This window comes from Alphaproteobacteria bacterium (assembly GCA_024244705.1).
Lineage (GTDB): Bacteria > Pseudomonadota > Alphaproteobacteria > JAAEOK01 > JAAEOK01 > JAAEOK01.
In genome coordinates, this window is the sequence record JAAEOK010000085.1 from 99,955 (window position 1) to 122,623 (window position 22,669).

Annotated in this window: 23 protein-coding genes; 8 read left to right on the forward strand and 15 right to left on the reverse strand. The window is 61.5% G+C overall.

Translation table 11 applies throughout. The annotated features are described in order from the left end of the window. Position 1: 1 nt before the first annotated feature. The 3 genes from GY791_16365 to GY791_16375 all read right to left on the reverse strand — a co-directional run bounded on the left by GY791_16365 (position 2) and on the right by GY791_16375 (position 2,807). A complete protein-coding gene (locus tag GY791_16365; GenBank protein MCP4330002.1) occupies positions 2-520 on the reverse strand; it encodes a TRAP transporter small permease subunit in 519 nt (172 codons plus the stop codon). Between the two features lie 84 nt (positions 521-604). Further along, on the reverse strand, positions 605-1,603 hold the full coding sequence (locus tag GY791_16370; protein ID MCP4330003.1) for a TRAP transporter substrate-binding protein: 999 nt from the start codon (positions 1,601-1,603) through the stop codon (positions 605-607). A gap of 37 nt (positions 1,604-1,640) precedes the next feature. Then, positions 1,641-2,807: an aminopeptidase P family protein gene (locus GY791_16375; GenBank protein MCP4330004.1), complete on the reverse strand. Its 1,167-nt coding sequence runs from the start codon at positions 2,805-2,807 to the stop codon at positions 1,641-1,643. A gap of 192 nt (positions 2,808-2,999) precedes the next feature. On the opposite strand from GY791_16375, the gene GY791_16380 reads away from it, so the two are divergent. Then, a complete protein-coding gene (locus tag GY791_16380; GenBank protein MCP4330005.1) occupies positions 3,000-3,923 on the forward strand; it encodes a LysR family transcriptional regulator in 924 nt (307 codons plus the stop codon). A gap of 32 nt (positions 3,924-3,955) precedes the next feature. Here GY791_16380 and GY791_16385 read toward each other — a convergent pair whose 3' ends face one another. From GY791_16385 to GY791_16400, 4 genes are all read right to left on the reverse strand, one after another. Beyond that, positions 3,956-4,996: a cyclase family protein gene (locus GY791_16385; protein ID MCP4330006.1), complete on the reverse strand. Its 1,041-nt coding sequence runs from the start codon at positions 4,994-4,996 to the stop codon at positions 3,956-3,958. 6 nt (positions 4,997-5,002) lie between these two features. Then, positions 5,003-5,557 (reverse strand): peptidylprolyl isomerase, encoded by a 555-nt coding sequence (locus GY791_16390; GenBank protein MCP4330007.1) that lies wholly within the window; start codon positions 5,555-5,557, stop codon positions 5,003-5,005. Positions 5,558-5,579: 22 nt separating this feature from the next. Further along, entirely contained in the window at positions 5,580-6,794 is a 1,215-nt protein-coding gene (locus GY791_16395) for an NADP-dependent isocitrate dehydrogenase (protein ID MCP4330008.1), read from the reverse strand. A 90-nt stretch (positions 6,795-6,884) separates the two neighbouring features. Further along, positions 6,885-7,469: a TIGR00730 family Rossman fold protein gene (locus GY791_16400; protein ID MCP4330009.1), complete on the reverse strand. Its 585-nt coding sequence runs from the start codon at positions 7,467-7,469 to the stop codon at positions 6,885-6,887. 154 nt (positions 7,470-7,623) lie between these two features. Here GY791_16400 and GY791_16405 point away from each other — a divergent pair, with 154 nt between their 5' ends. The 5 genes from GY791_16405 (at position 7,624) to GY791_16425 (ending at position 11,611) form a co-directional block, all read left to right on the forward strand. After that, on the forward strand, positions 7,624-8,103 hold the full coding sequence (locus GY791_16405) for a cytochrome c (protein MCP4330010.1): 480 nt from the start codon (positions 7,624-7,626) through the stop codon (positions 8,101-8,103). Positions 8,104-8,146: 43 nt separating this feature from the next. Beyond that, positions 8,147-9,052 carry a c-type cytochrome gene (locus GY791_16410; GenBank protein ID MCP4330011.1) on the forward strand — a complete coding sequence of 302 codons (906 nt, stop codon included), beginning with the start codon at positions 8,147-8,149 and terminating at the stop codon, positions 9,050-9,052. Positions 9,053-9,149: 97 nt separating this feature from the next. Continuing rightward, complete coding sequence (locus tag GY791_16415; protein ID MCP4330012.1) at positions 9,150-9,815, forward strand: phosphatidylserine decarboxylase; 666 nt, start codon at positions 9,150-9,152, stop codon at positions 9,813-9,815. Between the two features lie 49 nt (positions 9,816-9,864). Then, positions 9,865-10,698 carry a CDP-diacylglycerol--serine O-phosphatidyltransferase gene (gene pssA / locus GY791_16420; protein MCP4330013.1) on the forward strand — a complete coding sequence of 278 codons (834 nt, stop codon included), beginning with the start codon at positions 9,865-9,867 and terminating at the stop codon, positions 10,696-10,698. Positions 10,699-11,356: 658 nt separating this feature from the next. Continuing rightward, on the forward strand, positions 11,357-11,611 hold the full coding sequence (locus GY791_16425; protein ID MCP4330014.1) for a DUF1090 domain-containing protein: 255 nt from the start codon (positions 11,357-11,359) through the stop codon (positions 11,609-11,611). Between the two features lie 529 nt (positions 11,612-12,140). Here GY791_16425 and GY791_16430 read toward each other — a convergent pair. The 8 genes from GY791_16430 to GY791_16465 all read right to left on the reverse strand — a co-directional run bounded on the left by GY791_16430 (position 12,141) and on the right by GY791_16465 (position 20,884). Beyond that, on the reverse strand, positions 12,141-15,308 hold the full coding sequence (locus GY791_16430) for an efflux RND transporter permease subunit (protein MCP4330015.1): 3,168 nt from the start codon (positions 15,306-15,308) through the stop codon (positions 12,141-12,143). Beyond that, a complete protein-coding gene (locus GY791_16435) occupies positions 15,305-16,414 on the reverse strand; it encodes an efflux RND transporter periplasmic adaptor subunit (GenBank protein ID MCP4330016.1) in 1,110 nt (369 codons plus the stop codon). The genes GY791_16430 and GY791_16435 overlap by 4 nt, the downstream gene beginning before the upstream one ends. 21 nt (positions 16,415-16,435) lie before the next feature. Beyond that, complete coding sequence (locus tag GY791_16440; GenBank protein MCP4330017.1) at positions 16,436-17,008, reverse strand: PadR family transcriptional regulator; 573 nt, start codon at positions 17,006-17,008, stop codon at positions 16,436-16,438. Between the two features lie 68 nt (positions 17,009-17,076). Next, positions 17,077-17,928 (reverse strand): class I SAM-dependent methyltransferase, encoded by an 852-nt coding sequence (locus GY791_16445; GenBank protein ID MCP4330018.1) that lies wholly within the window; start codon positions 17,926-17,928, stop codon positions 17,077-17,079. A gap of 25 nt (positions 17,929-17,953) precedes the next feature. After that, on the reverse strand, positions 17,954-18,283 hold the full coding sequence (locus GY791_16450; protein MCP4330019.1) for a hypothetical protein: 330 nt from the start codon (positions 18,281-18,283) through the stop codon (positions 17,954-17,956). A gap of 190 nt (positions 18,284-18,473) precedes the next feature. Next, positions 18,474-19,265: a DUF2182 domain-containing protein gene (locus GY791_16455; protein ID MCP4330020.1), complete on the reverse strand. Its 792-nt coding sequence runs from the start codon at positions 19,263-19,265 to the stop codon at positions 18,474-18,476. A 266-nt stretch (positions 19,266-19,531) separates the two neighbouring features. Then, positions 19,532-20,167 (reverse strand): DUF1326 domain-containing protein, encoded by a 636-nt coding sequence (locus GY791_16460; GenBank protein ID MCP4330021.1) that lies wholly within the window; start codon positions 20,165-20,167, stop codon positions 19,532-19,534. A 168-nt stretch (positions 20,168-20,335) separates the two neighbouring features. Beyond that, complete coding sequence (locus GY791_16465; GenBank protein MCP4330022.1) at positions 20,336-20,884, reverse strand: hypothetical protein; 549 nt, start codon at positions 20,882-20,884, stop codon at positions 20,336-20,338. Here GY791_16465 and GY791_16470 point away from each other — a divergent pair. Both GY791_16470 and GY791_16475 read left to right on the forward strand, forming a co-directional pair. Continuing rightward, on the forward strand, positions 20,865-21,233 hold the full coding sequence (locus GY791_16470) for a hypothetical protein (GenBank protein ID MCP4330023.1): 369 nt from the start codon (positions 20,865-20,867) through the stop codon (positions 21,231-21,233). The two genes, GY791_16465 and GY791_16470, sit on opposite strands and share 20 nt — an antisense overlap. A gap of 605 nt (positions 21,234-21,838) precedes the next feature. Further along, positions 21,839-22,660 (forward strand): cyanophycinase, encoded by an 822-nt coding sequence (locus tag GY791_16475; protein ID MCP4330024.1) that lies wholly within the window; start codon positions 21,839-21,841, stop codon positions 22,658-22,660. Positions 22,661-22,669 lie beyond the last annotated feature (9 nt).

Genomic DNA, 22,669 nt, shown 5'->3' on the forward strand with positions numbered 1-22,669 from the left:
CTTAGTGTCCCGTTGTCGCCGGTCCGCCGTCGTCGACCTTGCCGGCGGCCACCGCCTTGACGGTCGCGTGGACAAGGCAGATGGCGAAGACGACGAAGCCGATTGCGGTCGGGACCTGCGGAATCCAGATCAGGAGTTCATCCGAACCGTCGCTGCGGTCATCGAAAAGCCACGAGACGTAAACCATGCGGACGAAGAACACGGCGAGGTAGACGGCGAGGATCGTGGCAATACCGAGTGACCACAACTCGACGTAGAAGCGGCCCCGGCCGCGCAAAACATCGATCACCATGGTGACTCGGATATGACCGCGTTCGCCGAAGGTATAGGCGAGGCCGAACGCACCGGCCGCGGCCATCGCGTAGCCCGCCATTTCGGTCATGCCGGGGACGAAGGTGCCGACCACGCGGCTGCCGATATTGATCAGCACCAGCAGGACGATGACGGAAATGAACGCAGCCGCAATCAGCCCGCAGGCGTGGTAGAGCCAATTGAGGCAACGATCGAGGCGGGTGAACATTGGCGTGAACTCGTTCCGCTGGATGGCGACGGAAATCGGGGCCGGACGCGCCGCGCGAACCGGCCCCGGGCTCTCCTCGGCGTCCTACATCGCGCGATAGGATTCGATGATCTCGGCACCCGAATCACCGGCCTCCGCACTCCATTCCTTGGTCATCGTCTGACCGATGGCGATAAGGTCGGACATCAACTGTTCGTTCGGCTCGGCGACGTTCATTCCATTTTCGGCCAGCGTCTTCTTGTAACCGTCGTTGACCGAGTCGACCGCATTCCAGACATCGGCCTCCGCCTTTGCCGCCGCCGCCATCACGACTTGCTTCGTCTCGTCGCTGAGCGAATCCCAGGAATCTTGATTGACGATGACGACGCTTTTCGGAATCCAAGCATTGACCGTGTAGAAGTTGTCGACATAGTCCCAGATCTTCTGGAACACGCCGATCGCACCCGAAGCGATCATGCTTTCGGCGACCCCGGTCGAAAACGCCTGCGAGATTTCCGTGGCCTCGGTCTTGGTGGGGACTGCCCCCATCAACTCGGCCAGCCGCACGGTATTCGCGTCATAGGCGCGGAATTTGACCCCTTCCATATCGGCGGCACCGGTGATCTCTTTGTTCGCGAACAGGCCCTGCGGGGGCCAGGCCGCAGCGTAGATAAGCTTCAGCCCGCGATCCGCGAGTGCCGCGTCAAGCGCCGGCTTGGACGCCTGATAGAGGTCCCAGGCCTCGTCCATATTGGTCGCCAGGAAGGGCACCGTATCGACGCCGAAGACCGGGTCCTCGGTGGCGTGGGCGCCGATATACCGGGCGCCGATCGGAACCTGGCCGGAGCGCACCGCGCGCAAGATCTCGGCGCCTTTGTAGAGCGAGCCGGCGGGATGGACGACGATCTCGAGCTCACCGTTCGAGTTCTTGGTGACCTCCTCGGCGAAGGCGATATAGCTCTGCGAGATGAAGTTCTTCGCGGAGTAGGCCGCCGGCATATCCCATTTTTCGGCCGATTGGGCCGATCCGGCAGTACCGAAATAACCGATTGAGCCTGCCAACATGGCAATGGTGACGGCGTGTCGTGCTGTTCGAATAGTCATTTTGACCTCCCTTAGGTGTCGATGCCGCGGTCGACGTTCAATCGTCGATCACGACCAACTTTCGCGGATGAGTGGTGATCGGCTCGCAGCCGTCTTCGGTGACCAGTATGCTGTCGGAGAAAAGAACGCCGTAATCCTCGAGGAATAGGGCGCCGCCGACGATGTGAAAGACCATGCCCGGCTCGAGCACCGTAGCGTCGCCGGCGCGCAACGACAGGAACCGGCCCTCGGCCCAGTTCGGCGGAAACCCGATGCCAATGGCATAGGCGGTGCGGTTGAAAGAATAGCGCGCCAGCCCGGCCGCTTCGGCGACGCGATGGCAGGCGGCGTCGACCGTGTCCGAGGTCACGCCAGGCCGGATCGCGTCGATGGCGGCGTCAAGCATGCCGATCGAGGTGTCGGCGGCGCGCTTCTGTTCGGCGGTCGGCGGGCCGATGACCGCGGTCCGTGACAGCATGGCATGGTAGCGGTCGACGCAGCCGGCGTTCTCAAGCAGAACGATATCGCCGCGCTTGAGCGGCCGCCGTCGCCACATGGCAAAGCACAGCGCGCTGCGCTCGCCGGCGACGACCAAGGGCGGGTGGCCGAGATACTCGCTGCCGGCGGCGATTGTGGCCTGATGCATGGCGGCCGCGATATCGTTCTCGGTGCGGCCCGGCGAAATCGCGGTCAACGCCGCCGCCATCCCCGCTTCGGCGGCCCGCGCCGCCTGCCGGATGCGGTCGAGCTGATCGACGGATTTGCGTTTGCGTTGTTCCTCGATGGTGCCGTTCCAGGGCCGGAACGCTCTTCCAACACGGTCCTGCAACGCTAGATAGGTGTCCACGGTTAGATACCAAGCCGCGGTCTCGAGCCCAATGATAGCTTTGTCGTCGGTCGCGGCGGTCAAGACATCGGCGATGATAGCGACCGGTTCGGCGGTGTCGCTGATCCCCGCGAAGGAGCCGATCGTCGGCGTCGCTTCGGCCAGCCGCTGGTTGACCATTCGCGAGATCAGGACCGGCGCGCCGGCGCGCGGCACCCACAGGCATTGCAGTGTGAAATAGCCAATCGTCTGAAATCCGGTCAGCCAAAAAATGTTCTCGGGGTCGAACAGGAGCGCGCCAGCCAGCCCGTCGGCCGCCAGCGCCTCTTGGACGACAGCCAGAGGTGCGTCATAGCTCGCTTCGGGAAACGGTAGGATTGATTCGACCGTGTCGAGCATGGCGGCGGACCTCGATCCGATTGGGCGAACTGCGATATGCGGATCACAGCGTTCGGTTGATCGACGTTACCGCGCCCGCGATATAACCTCGAATACATTTATTTGTTAAGAGTATTCAGTTTGGTTATGATGGTGATCCATGGCCGTCGACCCTAACCCGATGCCGGGCGCGTCAACTGACCGGAGGCCGCGGTGAATATTCGCCAAGTCGAGATTTTTCGCGCCGTGATGGAGGCCGGTTCGGTGACCGAAGCGGCGCGCCGTCTCTCCGTCTCTCAACCCGCTGTCAGCAAGCATCTGCGCCGTCTCGAAGACGAGCTCGGGTTTGCCTTGTTCCGGCGCGCCGGCAGCCGAATCGAACCGTTGCCCGAGGCGCACGCCTTGTTCGATCAGGTCGAGCGGGTCTATGTCGGTCTTGACGGCCTCAATCGGTTTTCCGACGATCTGCGGGAATCGCGCCGCGGTCACGTCGTCGTCGGCACCCTGCCGCTGCTGTCGAATTCCTGGCTTCCCGGCATGTTGCGCCACTTTCTCGATGGCCGCCCCGAGGTCTCTGTCTCGCTGCCGGTGCGGAGTTCGGCAAGGATCGCCGAATGGGTGGCGGCGCGACAGGTCGATGTCGGCCTCGCCATGCTCCCCGGCGAGATGGCCGGAATCGTCAGCGAGCCGTTGATGGATCTGGAACTGCTATGTGTCGCCCCGCCCGGCCACCCTCTCGCGGCAAAGGCGGAGGTCGGTCCCGATGATTTCAACGGTCAGGATCTTATTACGCTGACCAATTTCGATCGCTGGCGGCTTTCTGTCGAAGCCACGCTCGAGCGATCACAGGTGCGCCCGCGGCGGCGAGTGGACACCTTCACCACGACGGCGGCCTGTGCGCTCGTCGCGCAAGGGATTGGCATCTGCCTGCTCGACCCGGTGACGGTGTCGGAACATGCCGGCGGCGGACTCGTCGTTCGTCCGTTCCGGCCCCGCATCGGCTTCGACATCTCGTTGATCCGGCCCAGCCACTGGCCGGGAACGCGCCTTGCCGACGCCTTCGTCTCGGATCTCAAGTCCTATTTTGCCGAGACGCGACCCGACGATCCGACTCGGTCGCTTGCGAATTCCTGCTAATTTCACCGCGCCCTTACACCGATCACGAGACGCTACACCGTCGCCACCGGCGTCACCGGCGAGCCGAATGCGCCCGGCAGCCGCAGGGGTGGCGCGGTCAGCAGAAAACTGTGGCGGCCGTTTTCGCGCAGCCAAGCCGCGAGCTCGGCTAGAAACCAAAGCTCCGCCAGCGGCAAACCGAGCTTGAACAGGCAGTGATGGTGGAGGGGCAGGGCAGGGCGCGGACCCTTCGCGACGCGGGCCGGGTAGGCCTCCACCGCATAATTGTCGGCGCAGATGGCAGCGATGCCGCGGTCGGTGATCCATCGCAAGAGCCCCTCGTCACGACCGTCGAGGACCGCGCACGACTCGTTGAGAACGGCAATATCGGGTTGGCGATTCATCTCCAATAGCACCTCGGCAAATCCGGTCCGAAGCACGAGAATGTCGCCGGTTTCGATCTCGACACCGTCCGCCGCCATCACCTTTTCGAGGGTCTCGAGATCGACCAATTTGCGCGCGCGGCCGAAATGGGCGGCGAGGTCGACAAGGACCCCCCGACCCTGGACCGGCTTGACCGCAAGGCGGTCGACGGCCAGCGCGCGGGCACCGGTGGCACCCTCTTCGACGCTGCCTTCGCCGTCATAGTCGATCGGCCCGTGGACGTCGCTGCCGGCGCGAAATCCGTTGTAATAGACTTTCTCCGCGACGCCATCGCCATCGGCGTCGAACCACGCCCCGACATGGGCCAGCGAATCCCATTGGGTCGAATACTGGCACCACAGCAGGACTTGATCGTCGCTGACGACATCGGTATTTTCGGGGTCGAGCCGCGCCATCGGGAAATTGATGTAGGCGTCGTCACCAAGCAGTGTCGGCGCCAAGCGCGGCGGGTGGCGGCGCGGGTTGAGGACGTTGCCGCCGGGGAAATCGAGCGGCAGGCTGAGGCAGAAGGCGAGGCCGGTGCGAACCTCCCGCGCCGCATTGCGAACGCGTTCGGGGGTCAGCAAATTGAGCCGGCCGTATTGATCGTCGGCACCGAAGTCGCCCCAGTTCGAACCTTCCGGGCGCCGCGTCCACCGTGGCCCCGCCATCGATCCCTAGTCGACGTCGGCGGCGATCCGGGCGCGGATGATCTTGTCGCGTTCGCCCTCGACGATGCCGTTGTTCGATTGCTCGCCGGCCTTGATAAGGTCGACCGCCTCCATCCCTTCGACGACGTTGCCCCACACGGTGTATTTGCCGTCGAGGAAATTGGCATCGGCATAGACGATGAAGAACTGGCTGTCGGCGCTGTCCGGGCTCGACGCGCGGGCCATCGAAACGGTTCCGCGGACGTGGGGCTCCAGCGAGAACTCGGCATTGAGGTTCTGTCCCGAACCGCCGGTTCCGGTTCCGGTGGGGTCGCCAGTCTGCGCCATGAATCCCGGCATTACGCGGTGGAACACGATGCCGTCATAGAAGCCCTGGCGGACCAGCTCCTTGATGCGGGCCACGTGACCGGGCGCCAGATCGGGCCGCAATTCGATTACCACGCGACCGTTTTCAAGATCGAGATAGAGCGTATTTTCGGGATCGAGCGCTTGCGCGGAATCCGTCGAAGTCATAATCGTCACCAATAGTAGTGCGCCGATGAGGCGGCTGAGAATTTTCATCTGTAAGTCTCCACGAAGCGTTCTAGGCCATGGCCTGCTTGAGGTTGTCGTCGAGTTTGTCGAGGAATTGTTGCGTCGTCAGCCAACCTTGGTCGGGGCCGACCAACAATGCCAGGTCCTTGGTCATGAACCCGGATTCGACGGTTTCGACGCAGACCCGCTCAAGGGTTTCGGCGAAGCCGGTCACATCCGGCGTGTCGTCGAATTGGCCGCGGTATTTGAGGCCGCGCGTCCAGGCGAAGATCGACGCGATCGGGTTGGTCGACGTTTCGCGACCCTTCTCATGTTCGCGGAAGTGCCGGGTCACCGTACCGTGCGCCGCCTCGGCCTCGACCGTCTTGCCGTCGGGCGCCATCAACACCGAGGTCATCAGGCCCAGCGAGCCGAAACCCTGGGCGACGGTGTCCGATTGCACGTCGCCGTCATAGTTCTTGCACGCCCAGATGAAACCACCGTTCCATTTCAGGGCGGCCGCGACCATGTCGTCGATCAGGCGGTGCTCGTAGGTGACGCCTTTTTCGCGATATCGGTCGGCGAATTCCGTGTCGAAGACCTCCTGGAACAAATCCTTGAAGCGGCCGTCATAGGCCTTGAGGATCGTGTTCTTGGTCGAGAGATAGACCGGCCAGCCGCGGTTGAGACCGTAATTCAGGCACGATCGTGCGAAACCGCGGATCGAATCGTCGAGATTGTACATCGCCATGGCGACACCGCCGCCGGGGAAATCGAAGACTTCGCGTTCGATCGGCGCGCCGCCGTCGTCGGGGTGGAAGGTGATGGTCAGCTTGCCGGTACTCGGTACGACGAAGTCGGTGGCCCGGTATTGATCGCCGAACGCGTGGCGGCCGATGACGATCGGTTCGGTCCAGCCCGGAACCAGGCGCGGCACGTTGCGGCAGATGATCGGCTCGCGGAAAACGGTGCCGCCGAGGATGTTGCGGATGGTGCCGTTGGGCGATCGCCACATCTCCTTGAGCCCGAATTCGGCCACCCGCGCTTCGTCGGGCGTGATCGTCGCACATTTGACGCCGACGCCATGCTGCTTGATCGCGTTGGCCGAATCGACGGTGATCTGATCGTCGCTGGCGTCGCGGCTTTGGATGCCGAGATCGAAATAGATCAAATCGACATCGAGGTAAGGCAGGACAAGTTTGTCCTTGATGAACTGCCAGATGATGCGCGTCATCTCGTCGCCATCGAGTTCGACGATGGGGTTCTTGACCTGAATCTTGCTCATCGATTCTCCTGGTGGCGGTAATTTGCGACGGCGGGAATTGCGCCGCGAAAATAGCACCCGTGTGGCCGAGCGCAAGGACGGAATGGAACTCTACAGACGGTCGGCTCGTGCGCGCACGGCACTCTCGCGATGACGGGCGATGGTCGGCAGAATTGTGTCGACAGTGTCGGCGAATTCGTAGAGCACGCCGCGCGGTTGACTCGCGAATCCGGCGCCGACGATGGATGCGATCATATCCTGCAGCGGTTGCCAATAGCCGTCGAGGTTGGCGAACACGATCGGTTTGTCGTGGAGCCCCAGCTGGTGCCAGCTGATGACCTCGAACATCTCGTCGAGAGTGCCGATACCGCCGGGAAGGGCGACGAATGCGTCGCTCCGTTCGAACATGACGTGTTTCCGCGCGTGCATATTGTCGGTCTTGATCAACTCGGTGACCCCCTTGTGGCCGCGTTCGCGATCGTCAAGGAAATAGGGGATGATACCGGTCACGGCCCCGCCCGTCGCGAGTACGGCATCGGCGACGATCCCCATCAGCCCCACCTTGCCGCCGCCATAGACCAGGCGAATCTCGTTTTCGGCGAGAATTCGGCCGAAATCCGCCACTTGATCGCGCAACTCCTGGCTATGACCGTCGGAGGAACCACAATAGACACAGATCGAAGAAATGCCGTTCATTTCATCTCGCTCACAATAGGTTCATGCATGTTTCTTGTGAATCCGCATAGTATTTGTCCGTGACTGGCCTGTCGCCTGCGAAGTGCGAAATTCGCCGGTGTATGACGGGAAGGCTTCGTGCGTTGATTTCGAACGAGTGGATGGAGATTCTTCGATGCAGAAAAAGACGGCGTCCTATGGCGTAATTGGTATTCTTGCGATCGGCCTCGGTCTTGGAATGGTATTCCCCGCCGGTGCCGCCGATGACCCCGCAAATGTGATCAAGTATCGCCAGCTCCTGATGAAATCGATCGGCGCCCATATGGGATCGATCGCGATGGTCGTAAAAGGTGAGGTCAGCGCGGGGGCGGCGCCGATCGAGGACCGTGCGGCGAGTATCGTCGTGATGTCGACGCTTATTACGTCCGTGTTTCAGGAGAATCCCGGCAATACCGCCGCGGAGACGACCGCCAAGCCGGATATCTGGACCGACTGGTCCGGGTTCGAGGGCAAGGCCAATGGTTTGCGCGATGCCGCCGAAAAATTGGTCGCAGCGGCCCAGGGCGGTGATATGGCCGCGATCGGGGCCGCCGTAGGGGTAACCGGCAAAGCCTGTGGCGCGTGTCACGACACCTATCGCGTGAAGAAGGACTAGCCCGCGTCCGGGGATCGATGCGGTTTACTCGCCTGCGAGATCGATGAGCATGACGGGGCGGCGATCGGTTGTCGTCGCCCTCCTCGCCCTTGCCGCGTTCGCATTTGCGGGGCCGGCTTTCGCTGCCGGTTCCGCCGAGCGCGGCGCCTATATATTCCAGGCCGCCGGATGCAAGGCCTGCCATACCGATGAGAAGGGCGGCGGCGGGTTGCTCGCCGGCGGGGCGCCTCTGATCACGCCTTTCGGCACATTCTATCCGCCGAACATCACCCCCGATCCGAACCACGGGATAGGAGCGTGGTCTGAGGCCGATTTCGTCACCGCGGTCACCGCAGGCGTTTCGCCCGATGGCAGCAACTACTACCCTGCGTTTCCCTACACGTCCTATACCAAAATGGCGCCGCAGGACGCGATCGACCTGTGGGCCTATATCCAGACCGTCCCGGCGGCCGACGTGCCGGATCGACCCCACGAACTCGATTTTCCGTTTTCGTGGCGGTTCCTGCTGACGTTTTGGCGCTGGCTCTATTTCGACCCCGGAGCCTTCGTTCCCGACCCCGGGCAAAGCGAGGCTTGGAATCGCGGCGCCTATCTCGTCCAGGCCCTCGCCCATTGCAGCGAATGCCATACCCCACGGGGATTTCTCGGCGGTTTCGAGAGCGACAAATATCTCGCCGGAAATCGCGATGGTCCCGAAGGCGAGCGGGTGCCGAACATCACGCCCGATCCGGAGACGGGGATTGGCGACTGGAGCACGGTCGACATTACTTTCATGCTTCGGACCGGCATCCTGCCCGATGGCGATGTCGTCGGATCGGTCATGAGCAGGGTCGTTCGCGACGATACCAGCAAGCTTACCGATGACGACCTCAAGGCCATTGCCGCCTACCTGATGGCGGTGCCGCCGGTCGTAAACGTCATCGCAGCCGAGCCGAGCGCGACCGAGTAAAGTGCTTTCAGGTTTGGCCGAATCGCGCTAGACCGAAATTCCCACAACTTTGTATCTGACGTTCGTGTCCTCACAAGACGACGATTCGCGGTCCCGTGTGATCGCCGACATGCTAAAGACGGTGTTCGTTCCCGTCCATCGCGAGGGCTGGCCGTTCATCGGATTGTTTGTGCTGGCTTCCGTCGTATTGGCCATCATTTACGGTCCGCTGGGCTGGCTCGGGGCGATCGCAACGGCGTGGTGCGTCTATTTCTTTCGCGATCCGGATCGCGTGCCGCCGCCCTTGGAAAAAGTCGTCCTGTCGCCGGGCGACGGTGTGGTTCAGGCTGTTGCTATGGCGGCCCCGCCGGCCGATCTCGAGCTCGGGTCCGATCCGATGCCGCGCGTCAGCGTCTTTCTCAATGTCTTCGACGTTCATGTAAACCGTGTTCCGGCCGACGGACAGGTCATCAAGACCGCCTATCATGCCGGCAAGTTCCTGAATGCCTCACTAGACAAGGCGAGCGAGGAAAACGAGCGCATGGCCGTGTCGCTGCGCCTCCCCGACGACCGAGAGTTGGCGTTTGTCCAAATTGCCGGACTGGTTGCGCGGCGGATAAAATGCGATCTTAGCGATGGGCAATATGTCCGCGCCGGAGACCGCTATGGGATCATCCGCTTCGGCAGCCGGGTCGACCTCTATCTTCCTCCGGGGGTCACGCCGGTGGTCTCGAAAGGTCAGCGAATGATCGGTGGCGAGACGGTCGTGGCGTATCTTTCCTGACGCGGTGGATTGAGGAGGGCCGGTGACGATCGACGAAAAGAAACGAGTGATGCAGCGCCGTCCGCGTCTTCGCGACCTGCCGATCAACCGGATGATCCCCAACGTCCTGACCATCCTGGCGCTGTGCGCGGGATTGACCGCCATTCGCTTCGGATTGCAGGAACGGTGGGAGGCCGCGGTCATCGCCATCGTGGTGGCGGGAATATTCGACGGCCTCGATGGCCGTATCGCACGGATGCTCGGCCAGACCAGCAAGTTCGGCGCCGAGCTCGATTCGCTTTCCGATATCGTCTGCTTCGGCGTCGCGCCGGCCGTCCTGGTCTTCTTTTGGAGCCTGCATGAGGCAGGCAGCGTGGGCTGGGCCGCGGTCATGCTATTCGCGGTCTGTTGTGCTTTGCGCCTGGCGCGCTTCAATACCCGTCTCGAAAAGCCGGACCGGCCGGTTTGGGCCAATCGCTTTTTCACCGGGGCACCGGCGCCGGCCGGGGCGGGCTTGGCGATTTGGCCGATGATCATGTCGTTCGGCTTTCAGTCCGAGGTGTTCCGTTCGCCGATCATCACCGGAATCGTGCTGGTCGCGGTCGCCGCCTTGATGGTCAGCCAGTTGCCGACGTTTTCGCTCAAGCACGACCGGATTCCGCGCCACTTCGTGCTGCCGATCCTCCTTGCGGTGGGGCTGCTGGCCGGGTTTTTCGCCAGCGCTCCGTGGCTGACCCTGACCGCGGTCGGGCTCGCCTATATCGTCAGCATTCCGTTCAGTTATCGCATGTACCGGCGGTTGCGGGCGGCGAGCCAAATGATCGACGACGAGGAAGAAGACGGCGCCTTCATCAGTGTCGGTGACGAAAGCGACGTTCACGACCGACGTGGTCCGAAGATCTAGAGCGAATGGAGTTCCAGGGCTCCTAATCCGGTGCCCGCTTAGCTCGTCGCGGGGCGGTCGAAAGTTGGGTCCACCACTGGGTCGACGGGGCGCCGACCGCGATCTCTCGGGTGACGAAATCCACGTTCATCCGCAACGCCATCGGCATCAACCCGAGGACGGTCGTTACCGTGGTCAGGTGCGGCGCGATCGAGGCAGACGCGCCGACCCTCTGGTCGTCTGGATGACGTCATTCCGCTCGGCGACACCTATCGGCGAGTAATTGAGGTCCAAAGAGTTGTGATCCTGCATCGCTAATCAAACCGCGATGGGGTCGCATCAAATTGAAATCACTCTATTTTTTTCGGGTCAAGACTGGAAACCCCGTGGATCAATGGTACCACTTATGGTAACTTGGACTGAATAGTCTTGGTGTGACGCAACGAGCACGGTGTCCTTCGGATAACACCAAAGGGAGGCCAGAATGAATTTGGGGAAATTGATACCTATCGCATCGGCGGCACTTTTTTTCTCCGGCCCTAGTATTGCGTCGATGGATCGATGTATGGATTTGACCGGCTGTGAAAGAAGAATGTGTATTCTCGAGGTGCAAAGAGAGTACGCACAACAATATGGCAATCAATATCGGGATGCCGGCCTGCAATAGGCGTTGTCAGCCGTGAATCAGTATTGTGATGACGGCGATTTGAGGGATCAACAGGAAGAAAAAATCGCGGAACGAGGGCGTGCTGTTTGGTTCTATCAAGACGAGGTTGAAGCAGCCGAAGCTAATCTAACCGCAGTGAAAGCGAGTGGAAATGAAAAAGAGATAAGAAAAGCGGAAAAGAATTTAGAAAAAACCCAGGGCAAACTTCAAAAAGCAAAAGAAAAATTGGAAAAAGACATAGAAAAATACTCTAGCATTTGGCAGTAATTTGATTGCCTGGAATCTGACGCAAACCGAATACGTTCCATCACGCTCTTGTAAGCCCGCGGATGACGAGACGGATGCTCGCGACGGTGGTTCAAGGCTCGGCGGTGGCATCGTGGCTCGACGCGCACCCACCGCCAGGTGACGGTTGAGGGGATGCCAGTATTATCGACGCGCCGCCGGTATAAATTCCGCTGCGCTATTGCGTAAGGTGGAAATACCCGCCGCAACATCCGCAATTGGCCGTCGATGGCGCCATATTGTACAGGGTGTTCACTGCATTTCGCTCGGCCGCCGTCGGCGGTCGACCCCGCGCCGACTGGGTCGGGTATGTGCGGCGGCGCTGGCGCCCATTCTTCGTAGGTCATATCACTTGCGACGGGCGGGCCTAAATAGTCTCACTCGGCATGGGCGGTCCCGAGCCCTATCTTGCGTCCGCCTCGCTATCTGGGCGCATGGAAGGAACCGCAGTCAGCAGATTCCACTCAATTCATCTGCGGTCGGATTCTAAAGCCGTACGCCTGGTGGCCGCTTAGCTCGTCGCGGGGCGGTCGCGGCCGATCCTGCGCCGACGCCGGTCTTGCCGCCATTCCGCGACATTGGTGCGGAGCATCAGCGCGGACGGGGTCACGATCAACGTCAGCACGGTGGCGAAGCTTAGGCCGAACACAATGGCGGTCGAGAGTTGGGTCCACCATTGGGTCGACGGGGCGCCGATCGCGACCTCTCGGGTAGCGAAGTCCACGTTCATCCGCAACACCATCGGCATCAACCCGAGGACGGTCGTTACCGTGGTCAGGAGAACCGGCCTGAGGCGCTGTGCGCCGGTGCGCAAGATCGCCTGACGGGCGGACGAGGTTCCGTGTTTGAGGCGGTCGAAAGTATCGATCAGGACGATGTTGTTGTTGACCACGATCCCGGCCAGCGCAATAACCCCGACCCCAGACATGACGATGCCGAACGGCTCGCCGATAACCATCAGCCCAATCATCACGCCGATGGTCGACATGACGACCGCGGTCAGGATGAGGAACGCGCTGTAGAACGAATTGAATTGGGTCACCAGAATTATCGCCATGATAAACAGGGCGATGCCGAAGGCTTTCAGGAGGAAGTCCTGCGCTTCTTTCTGCTCTTCGTCTTCGCCCTTGAACGCGATGTCGACCCGGGGGTCGATGTCGACGGTTTCGAGCCAAGCCTGGATTTCCTTGAGCTTGGTGTCCGCGAGAACGCCTTCGCGCACATCCGATTTGACCGTCAGCACGCGGTGGCCGTCGATGCGATTGATTGTGCCGACCTTCGGTTGGGCGGTCCGCGTTACGAAATTGCTGATCGGCACCAAACCGGATTCGGTGGCGACGCGGATCTGGTCGAGCTGGTCCATGGTCCGGTACGCTTCGGGATAGCGCACCACGATATCGATCTCATCGCGGCTGTCGTCGGGCCGATAGGTACTGATTTCGAAACCGTTGGTGACCAACTTGATCGAGTCGCCGATTGTCGTGACGTCGGCGCCGAATTTTGCCGCCTGCGACCGGTCGACGGCGATCTCCCACTCGATTCCGGGTATCGGGCGGCTGTCCTCGATGTTGGTCAGGCCGGACATCTCATCGAGTCGTGCGCGGATGAGGCCGACGGTGTCGTCGAGCAATTCCGTGTCGCGTCCGCTGACCTCGATCTGGATCGCCTTGCCCACCGGGGGGCCCGCTTCTTCCTCCCGGGTTTCGACGGAAATTCCCGCGATACCGGCGGTTTCCGAAAGTATCTCATCGAGGATCTGGACGGCCGGCCGGCGCTGATCCCAGGGAACGAATTGTAACTGGATAACTCCGATAATGTCCTCGGCATCCTCCGACGGGCCTTCGCTTTGTCCGGTCGTCGCGTAGATCGTTTCGATCTCGCCATGCTCGCGGTTGAGGTTCAGGACGACGACCTCGACTTCGCGCACCAATCCGTCTTGCTCGTCGATCGACAGATTGCCGCGCGCATGGATTTGCAAAGCCGCCCGCTCCGGTTCGACGTTGGGGAAAAATTCGATGCCGTGGCCAAATTTCGCATAGGCCCATTGCACGCCGATCAGGACAAGCGCGGCCGCGATCAGAATCTTGCCGGGGTGATCCAGGGCACGGTCGAGCAACCGCAGATATCGCCCCGTCAATCCCCGTACCTTGGCAAGGTCGGCGTCGCCATCGGCCGCCAACGCCTTCATCGTGTCTTCGTCAACGGCGCCGCCGGGCCGGCCCATGATCGATCCCAGCGTCGGCACGAAAATCAACGCCATCAAGAGGGAGGCCGACAGCGTCGCGATCAGCGTGATCGGCAAGAATTTCATGAACTCGCCGACCACGCCCGGCCAGAACAGGAGTGGCAGGAAAGCGGCCAAAGTGGTGGCGGTCGACGCCGTGATCGGCCATGCCATACGTTTGGCCGCCAACCCGTAAGCCTCGCGCCGATCGACGCCCTCGGTCATCTTGCGGTCGGCGTATTCGGTGACGACGATCGCACCGTCGACCAGCATACCGACAGCAAGGATGAGGCTGAAAAGGACGACGATGTTAATGGTCAAACCCATCACCGAAAGCAGCAGGATAGCGGCCAGAAACGAGCCCGGTACGGCGATGCCGACGAGGGTTGCGGTGCGCAGGCCGAGCGCGGCGACGACCACGATCATCACCAGCAGCACCGCGCTGATGACATTGTTCTGGAGGTCGCGCAGCATGTCGCGGATCTGCGTCGAGCGGTCCTGGGAATAGCTGATATCGATGACATCGGGCCAGTTCCCGCGCTCATCCTCGACCGCGGCACGAACCAACTCGATGGTTTCAATGATGTTTTCGCCGGTCCGCTTGGAGACCGCGAGCGTCACCGCATTCTGCCCGTTGAGGCGTGAATAGCCCTCGGCGTCCTCGTAACCGCGCCGCGCGGTGGCGATATCCTGAAGCGTGACGGCCGCATCGCCGTTGACCTTGATCGGCATGTCCAATATTTGCCGGACGTCCTCGAACAGGCCCGGCACCTTGATCGCAAAGCGCCCGTGGCCGGTATCGAGGTTGCCGGCCGCAATGAGCCGGTTGCTGCGATCCACCGCACCGGTAATTTCCCCTTCCGACAGGCCGTAGCTTTCGACCAGCAGCGGATCGATGATGATCTCGACTTGCTCCTCGCGATCGCCGGGAATGGTCGCCTCGAGCACGCTCGAGATCGTCTCCAGGCGGTCCTGAAGCTCTCTTGCGAGGCGGCGCAAGGTTCGCTCGGGCACTTCGCCGGAGAGGGTCACGAGAATGATCGGGAACAGGCTGAAATTGACTTCGTTGACGGTCGGTTCCTCGGCCTCCTCGGGGAGGTCCGGTTCCGCGTCGTCGACTTTTTCGCGGACGTCGTCGAGCGCGGCATCGACGTCGAACCCGGCCTCGAATTCGAGGATCACGTTGGCGCCACCCTGATAGGCGTTGGAGCGCATCTCCTTGACGCCTTCCACGGTGCGAAGTTCCTGTTCCAGCGGCCGGATTAGAAGACGCTCGGAGTCCTCCGGCGAGATGCCGGTCAGCGTCGCCGAGACGTAGATGATCGGAATGTTGATATCGGGATCGGATTCCTTGGGAATCTCGATATAGGCCACGGTTCCCGATACGAGAATCAGAAACAGACCGGCGAGAACCGTCCGCGATCGGCTCAGCGCGGCGTCGATGATTGCATTCATTGCGCGGCTGCGGCCGGGACGTAGACCGGTTCGACGACTTGGTCCGGCTTGACGAATTCCTGACCGACGGTAATCAGGTCGATCGTATCGGGAAGTCCCGCCAGCCAGATACCGTCCGTCTGGTCGGAAGCGATTTCGACGATATGAAATTCGACAATATTATCGCCGTTCACCGTCTTGATGCCGACATTGCCGAGATCGTCGAGCGTCAGAACCGCTGGCGACACAAGATGTGCGCGGACCTGATCAATGGAGAGCCGCACTTCCGTCGACACCCCGTCGGCCAGCTTCAGATCCTGGTTCAGCACCTCGATCTCAACGCGGAAGGTGCGGGTTTCGGCATCCGCGGAGGCGCCGACATAGGTCACAAAGCCTTCGACCTCCTGACCCGAGAGAAGCCGTGCCGTGGCGACGTCGCCACGCTCGACCTGGCCGATATCGCGTTCCGAGACCTGTGCCACGACATACAGGGGGTCGAGGTCCATGACCTGGGCCACCGGATCGCCGACATCGAGGAAATCGCCGGTCTCGACGTAGCGCCGCTCGAGGACCCCGTCGAAGGGCGCTTCGATCGTGACGTCCTCGAGATCGACCTCGATCGACTTCAGTGCCGCTCGCGCGGCATCGAGCAAGGCTCGGGTTTCGGCGAGCCGAGTCTCGGCGGTAAAACCCTTCTTGGCGAGTTTCGAGGCGGCGGCGAAATCGACTTCACGCTGGCGAACCAGCGCCCGCGCCTCGGCGAGGCGCGCATCACGATGGTCACGCGCCAATTCGATGATGACCTGGCCCTCTTTGACCCGGCTGCCTTCCTTCGCGGTGATGGTTTCGACGACACTGCTGGTCTCGGCCTTGAGCTCGACCGAACGCGAGGCCTCGGTTTGGCCGCGCAACACCAGTTCCTGTTTGTGGGTTTCGGCGACGAGTCGGCGGACCCGGACCTTGACCGCCGGTTTCTTCGTCTCCGCCGCTAATTCGTTGGCCGCCGGCGCGGTCGCCGGACTTTCCGAGCCGCCGATGACGCCCGACAAAATCCAAGTTGCGGCAACCAATGCGAGTACGCCCGCGATCAGGTACGACGTCGGCAACTTCGCCTTTCCAGCCTGCATCTTCGTCTTTCCGTGTTGCTGCTATTCCGCTGCGGATACAGCGGGCTCGGTTTCCTTGGCGCCCAATTCCGCGCGCGAGGCCTGATCAATCAGAATGTGCTTGTTTTCTTCCATGTAGGTGGCGATTGCGCGATAGAGCGCAAGTCCATAACCGTGAACGAATTGCCTGCAGGGGTCGCCGGTCTTGCCGCAGTCGTTGGATTCCATACGCGCGACCTGGGCTTTGATTTCGGCGATTCGGTCATCGACGACACGCTCGACATGCCGCGACGGCAGCAGGTCGGCAAAAAATAGGAAAAACAAGAACTCCGAGCGCAACTTGTCGCGCGTGAGCGGTTCCATGAGCGAATTGGTAAACGCCAGTCGGCCTTCCTCGGTGATCGAATAAACCTTCTTGTCCGGCCGCTTTTCCTGAGATTCGGCGCGGCACGAAACCAGACCCTCCTCGGCCAGCCGGTTGAGGGCGGGATAGATCGATCCGTAGCCGACATCGAAGAAGTGGTGGAACGGCCCTTCCTCGAAGGCTTTGCGAATTTCGTATCCGGAGGCCTCGCGGTGGGTGAGAATCCCGAGGCACAGGGTCTTGGCGTCCATGGCAACCTCCACGGACGCCTATATACCTAACCGTTATATACTGTCAAGATATATATCGAACCAATATATCAATCGGCGTTCTTGTCGCCGGTGACGATCTTGACCTGCGCCTGAAGCCGATAGACGGCACCGTCAAGATTGGGCGCGAAGGCGCGCCGAATCGCCTTGTCGAGGTCGGATTTTTCGGATTCGGTCGCGGTGCGCAGCCGCGGGCCCATCGACAGTTGCAGCTGGGGCGCCCAGAACGCCCGGTCGGCCGGCGCTTCCGGGGTGAATCGAACATCGTGCTCGGCCACGCTGTGGAATCCGGCGGTGCGGAACAATTCGGCGAGGACGCCATCGTCGCCGAATCGAAAGGGCGTCTCAAAATCGAAGCTGGGATCGTCCCCGAATACCCGCCGTCCGGCGTCGGCCAGCGCGGTGAACATGGTCGTCGCGGCTATCGGTCCCCAAACCAACACAGCAGTCCTGCCGCCCGGCTTGAGCACGCGGAGCATTTCCTTGAGCGCAATATCGGCCCGGGGCACGAACATGATCCCGAACCGGCTGGTCACCCGGTCGAAACGGCCGTCCGAGAAGGGCAGCATCTCCATGTCCGCGATCTGAAAGGACATATTGCCGATCCCGGCCGCGGCGGCCCGGCGGCGGCAACCTTCGAGCATTTCCTCGACCAAGTCGGTGGCCATCACGGATCCGCCGCCGCCGACCAGGCGGGCGATGGTGAGCGCCGGCTCGCCGGCCCCGGAGGCGAGGTCGAGAACGTTCTGACCCGGCGTAATCCCCGCCTTTTCAATGAACGGGCGATTCATCCGGTCGGCCATCTCCGCCAGACGGTCGGCCTGGCCGTCCCAGTGCGGCCCGCGCGCCTTCCACTGAGCGCGCATCGCGTACTTGTCGGGTGTCGGGTGGGATTGGCTCACGACCGGATACCCTTGACCCGCCGGCCTATTCAGACCCGGTGATCGTCGTACGGTATTGCTGTTCGCACTGCTGCCGGCGCTTGATCATCGCCCGCATGTCGCCGTCGACCTCGATCATCGCGACCTGAAGGCATTCGAGCATGTCGGCCAGCGGGACTACCGGGCACTGCAGCGAACTGTAGAGCTGAACCGCGGTGGCGAAACGTCCGACCAACGGGTCGGGCGCCCGATCCGTGCGCCGCGGGGCACCGGACAGCAGCTGCACCGCATACCGCGACGACAGGTCTTTGGCCAACGAATCACAGAGGTTGGGGGTTCGCGAAACCTGGGCCGATGCCGGGCCCATCTGGCTCATGATACTCGCGACCGCAATCGCACCTATCGACAGTCGATGCATTTTCACGCGCCAACGTCTCCTCGAACGGGGGGCAGGAACGACGAACGCCAGAAACTGCCTGCAAAGTGCTGAAATGACAAGGCAGGTCGCAACCTTGTCACGGCACCGAATGTCCAAGCCAGCCGGCAGGATATGCCGGTGCGACCGGTCACAGCGTAAGCGCGATAAGACTCCCTCCCCAGATCGCAAGGCCGACACCCGTAACGATACCGAGCCAATGTCCATGGGGCATGGTTTTCTCCAGCAAGACATACAACGCCAGCCCGATGATCCAATAGAGGTTCATCACGCCGCCATAGAACAATAGACCCATCAGAAACCAGCAGCAGCCGAGGCAGAACACGCCGTGCTCGGCCCCCATACGGAACGCGCCCATCCGCCCGCTGCGCCAGTGATGGGAAATGAACTGCAATGGCGACCGGCAGTGCTTGAGACAGGCATGCTTGAGCGGCGTCAGCTGCCAGACCCCGGCCGCGATCAGCAAGACGCCGCCGAGGACCAGGCTTGTGCTCTGCATCATCCCGGTCAGAAATCCGGTAACGTCGAGCACCCAGTGCAAGGCAACCGCGACGACACTGAACATCGCCCACGTCACCAAATAGCTGAAGGCAAATATTCCGGTCGGAATAAAAGGTGCGTCGCGCTCCCGCTGTTTGCGGTTGATGGCGGCGAAAAGCAGGATCATCGGTGCCGCGCTCGGCAGCATCATGGCGATCATCATGATCCACCACATGAAAAACATGAGGACCGCGTAATCGAGCGTCCAGACCGCGGGCTGCATCATTCCCGCCATTTCCATGCTCATTTCCGACGGCGGCGTGTCGGGCTCCATGGTCATCGTGTCGGGGGGCGTCTTTTGGCCGTTTTGCTCAGCCATTTCGGACGGCATCGAGCCGCTCGGTGACGGAAATGGCTCGGTGGTCATCTCGAAGGCGGTCATTCCCATGCCGCCGCCGAGCAATATGTAAATCCACGACAAAACAATGACGACGGCCAGACCGCCGATCACGACGAACCGATCATTTTTCAAGATTGTTTCGAGCGTGGATGAGGAATTCATTCCTGCGGGCTCCTGTTTAGACCGCCGGTGTTCGGAATCTGCCGAGGCCTCGGCGCGCGGCAATCAACCGCGCTGACCGGATGGCGAGCGCAGACCTAGTCACGGCGCGACGTCGACTGCCGCGACGGCTACCGAGTGCCGCACGCTCAGTGAACGACGCCCGAACCGGAGTGGCGTATTTTGTTGAACTGGCCATAGCGGTCGTCGATGTCCAACTTGATCGCCGCACCGGCCTTGGTCGTGGCGCTGCCGACTTCGGCCAATTCGAACTCGATCCCGTTGGGGATGTCGATGCGGACGCGGTGTTCTTCGCCCGTCGCCGGACTCTTGATCGGCCGCCCGGTCGATTCGAGAACGCCAGGAATAGAGACCCGCGCCGTTCGCGCTTCGACATCGATTTCGAACTCGATCGGTTTGACCAGGTGTTTGTGCGCCGTGCTCGACATGGCCCGGAAGACCCACCAGTGGGTCGCCTCATCAAGAGTTTCCTCGCCGTGGAGCACCTTGATCAACGCATCCCTCTGGCTTTCGTCCGCGCGTTCGTCGACGATCACCAGCATTTCACCATTGCCTTCGAATATGGGTCCTGGCCAGGCATAGAGAATGGCGGCACAGAGACCGTCCAGCTTGACGTCGCCAAAGTGGCCTTTGTCGATGCGCAGAACTTCGAAGCCGCGGCAATGACCCTCCGATGGTAGGCTCTCGAACTGACACGGGCAGCCGTAATCGCAGTTGCAATTGCCAAATTCGACGCCTTCGATATACCAGTCGACATTCGCCATGATGATCTCCAGAGTGCGTTGATTTTGATACAAGGCGCGCCGCTACCGGGCACGTTCCGGCGCCTATTCTAGTAAATAACATCGTCGGTTTGAACCGGCGCAACAATCACCGGTTCGATAGTTTCCGATCAAATCGGATGATCGCCACCGGGCGCTGCCCGATTGGGGCTATTCACCCAGTTGCTGCTGGATCGACCGGAGGCCCGTCACCGCCTGTTCGAGCTCCTTGGCCGTTGCCGCGACCAGGCCACTCAGGTCGGCGCGCTGCTTTTCGAGCTCCTCGATTTGCGCACTGAGATCGGTGACTTTTTGTTCCAGTGCCGTCGCCTTTTCCTGCTCCGCCATCAGCTCTTCGACGTCGGTCTGAAAGACTGTCAATTCCTTCTCAACGGCGTCGAGCACATCGCGGCTCGCCGCGATCTGTTCACGGGTCGTCGACAACTCGGTTTCGGCAAGCGCTTTCTGTTCGCTCAGGCCAGTGATTGCCGCGGTCACTTCTTCGTGCTGCGTCTTGGCGTCGGCGATCTCCTGCTTGATCGCCTCTAGCGCGGCGACCGCGCTGCCCGATTCGCCGGCGGCCGAATGTTCGTCCTCGAGCTGCTGCGTCAGGTTCGCGACCGCTTCGGTCAGGCGTTGCTGCTCGGACCGGAGGGCAGCGGAGCGCGAATCATAAATCCCAACCAGAACGACGATGACGATGACGAGGATAACTGCCATAAGGCCAGAGACGAGCCACGGTGAGCGCAACCCATTTGGCAGGCTCCAATCGACCCCGGACGAAGTCGTTCCGGCGGCCGAGCCCGAGGTCGGGCGTAACGGTTTTTCGCCGCCGGGCCGCGCCGTCGCCGCAGGCTTCGACTGCACCGGCGGTTTTGTCGACCCGCCGCTCGCCGTCGTTTGTTTGGCGGCACTCTTTTCGGTCGCTGACGACGCGGCCGGCTTTTCGGGCTTCGGTGTCGGTTTTGGTGTCTCCGGCGACGGCGCAGCCGGAGCGGGCTTTTTTACCTCGGCTGAAATAGCCTCTCCCTTCGCCGGGCCCGTATCCGAGGTTGGGGCTCCGGATTGAGGTTTTTTTGAAGCCGCATCGGATTTGGCCGATTTGCTCTCCGTCTTATCGTTCTTATCCACCATTTTGTGCCCTCCCTGACCGGTGCCGGACGTGGTCGTTTTGGGCCTCAACAGCCGCCCGCGCGGAGTGCCGAACCGTCCACGACCATTGCCCGACAACAGAGGATAAGACGGGCGCCAAACACTCACAAGCCGGTTTCGATATCCCCGTCACCTGGATGACGGCCGCGACGGACTACGAAAGTTCGTGTATTTGGTATATGAAATCGGCACGCGGTGACGCGTGTCCAGGAGATTGAGGGCGTATCGTGACCATGGCCGATAGTCCCAACCGTCGCGAACGGCGTCGCCGGGATCGGCTGGCCAAAGAATCGGGCCGCCGAACCGGTGACGGACGGCCGCCGGGCGACGATATCCAAATCCCATTTGCGTGCGCGGTAAGGGAGCATCGGCGGATCAACGTGACGCTTCTTTATGGCCGCCGCAAAGGCCGGATCGATTAGTTATAAATTCCCCTCTGTCTATGCTTGACGGCACATCGACGATCCCCGATGTTAGCGCCCTTTTCGCCAGCTAGGGGAAGTTCGGAACGTGTGTCCTGCGATGGCGCCCGACCACGGGCAGCGGGGATGGATCATCCCGATTGGTGGCGGTGAGCGCAAAGTTCGATCGTCTGAGATTTTGTCGCGATTCGCTGAACTCAGCGGTGGTCCGGACGGACGGATCGTCGTGATTCCAGCCGCGTCGCGGCTCAAGACGGCGGGGTCCCAGCACAAGAAAGTCTTTCGCCAGCTTGGTGTGCCACGGGTCGACATCGTCAGGATAGAAAGCCGAAGCGATTGCGAAATCGAATCGGTGCACGAGCAGATCACCGCGGCGACCGGGGTCTTCTTAACCGGTGGTAACCAGTTGCGCTTGTCGACCAATATCGGCGGCACCTCGGTGGCCCGAATTCTGCGCCGCCGCAACGCCGACGGGGTTCCAATCGCAGGAACCTCCGCCGGCGCGGCCTTTCTGTGTGAGCACATGATCGCCCACGGCGCGGATGGCGCCACGCCGCGCAGCGGGATGGTACACCTCGCCCCCGGCCTCGGCCTGACCAACAAGATCATCATCGATCAACATTTCAGGCAACGCGATCGGTTGGGACGATTGCTGACCGCGCTGGCCTATAATCCGTTCGCCGTCGGCATTGGTCTCGATGAGGACACGGCGGCGTTTATCGATCCCGAGGATCGGATCGAAGTGTTGGGCAGCGGGGGATTGACGGTCATCGATCCCAGCCATATCGATCGCTCCTCGATGGATTCGGCACGGCTCGGCGATCCAATTGGCCTAATCGGCGTCAGGTTGCATATAATGCTTCAGGGTGATCGTTACGATTTGACGACCCGAGCGGCAAATCCTGCGGACCAACGCAGCTAAAGGCAGGGA

Excerpts from the sequence above, each read along its gene's own strand:
- GY791_16365 (MCP4330002.1), bottom strand. The coding sequence starts at position 520 with ATGTTCACCCGCCTCGATCGTTGCCTCAATTGGCTCTACCACGCCTGC.
- GY791_16370 (MCP4330003.1), bottom strand. The coding sequence starts at position 1,603 with ATGACTATTCGAACAGCACGACACGCCGTCACCATTGCCATGTTGGCA.
- GY791_16375 (MCP4330004.1), bottom strand. The coding sequence starts at position 2,807 with ATGCTCGACACGGTCGAATCAATCCTACCGTTTCCCGAAGCGAGCTAT.
- GY791_16385 (MCP4330006.1), bottom strand. The coding sequence starts at position 4,996 with ATGGCGGGGCCACGGTGGACGCGGCGCCCGGAAGGTTCGAACTGGGGC.
- GY791_16390 (MCP4330007.1), bottom strand. The coding sequence starts at position 5,557 with ATGAAAATTCTCAGCCGCCTCATCGGCGCACTACTATTGGTGACGATT.
- GY791_16395 (MCP4330008.1), bottom strand. The coding sequence starts at position 6,794 with ATGAGCAAGATTCAGGTCAAGAACCCCATCGTCGAACTCGATGGCGAC.
- GY791_16400 (MCP4330009.1), bottom strand. The coding sequence starts at position 7,469 with ATGAACGGCATTTCTTCGATCTGTGTCTATTGTGGTTCCTCCGACGGT.
- GY791_16405 (MCP4330010.1), top strand. The coding sequence starts at position 7,624 with ATGCAGAAAAAGACGGCGTCCTATGGCGTAATTGGTATTCTTGCGATC.
- GY791_16410 (MCP4330011.1), top strand. The coding sequence starts at position 8,147 with ATGAGCATGACGGGGCGGCGATCGGTTGTCGTCGCCCTCCTCGCCCTT.
- pssA (MCP4330013.1), top strand. The coding sequence starts at position 9,865 with ATGCAGCGCCGTCCGCGTCTTCGCGACCTGCCGATCAACCGGATGATC.
- GY791_16430 (MCP4330015.1), bottom strand. The coding sequence starts at position 15,308 with ATGAATGCAATCATCGACGCCGCGCTGAGCCGATCGCGGACGGTTCTC.
- GY791_16435 (MCP4330016.1), bottom strand. The coding sequence starts at position 16,414 with ATGCAGGCTGGAAAGGCGAAGTTGCCGACGTCGTACCTGATCGCGGGC.
- GY791_16440 (MCP4330017.1), bottom strand. The coding sequence starts at position 17,008 with ATGGACGCCAAGACCCTGTGCCTCGGGATTCTCACCCACCGCGAGGCC.
- GY791_16450 (MCP4330019.1), bottom strand. The coding sequence starts at position 18,283 with ATGAGCCAGATGGGCCCGGCATCGGCCCAGGTTTCGCGAACCCCCAAC.
- GY791_16455 (MCP4330020.1), bottom strand. The coding sequence starts at position 19,265 with ATGACCGCCTTCGAGATGACCACCGAGCCATTTCCGTCACCGAGCGGC.
- GY791_16460 (MCP4330021.1), bottom strand. The coding sequence starts at position 20,167 with ATGGCGAATGTCGACTGGTATATCGAAGGCGTCGAATTTGGCAATTGC.
- GY791_16470 (MCP4330023.1), top strand. The coding sequence starts at position 20,865 with ATGACGAGGATAACTGCCATAAGGCCAGAGACGAGCCACGGTGAGCGC.
- GY791_16465 (MCP4330022.1), bottom strand. The coding sequence starts at position 20,884 with ATGGCAGTTATCCTCGTCATCGTCATCGTCGTTCTGGTTGGGATTTAT.
- GY791_16475 (MCP4330024.1), top strand. The coding sequence starts at position 21,839 with ATGGCGCCCGACCACGGGCAGCGGGGATGGATCATCCCGATTGGTGGC.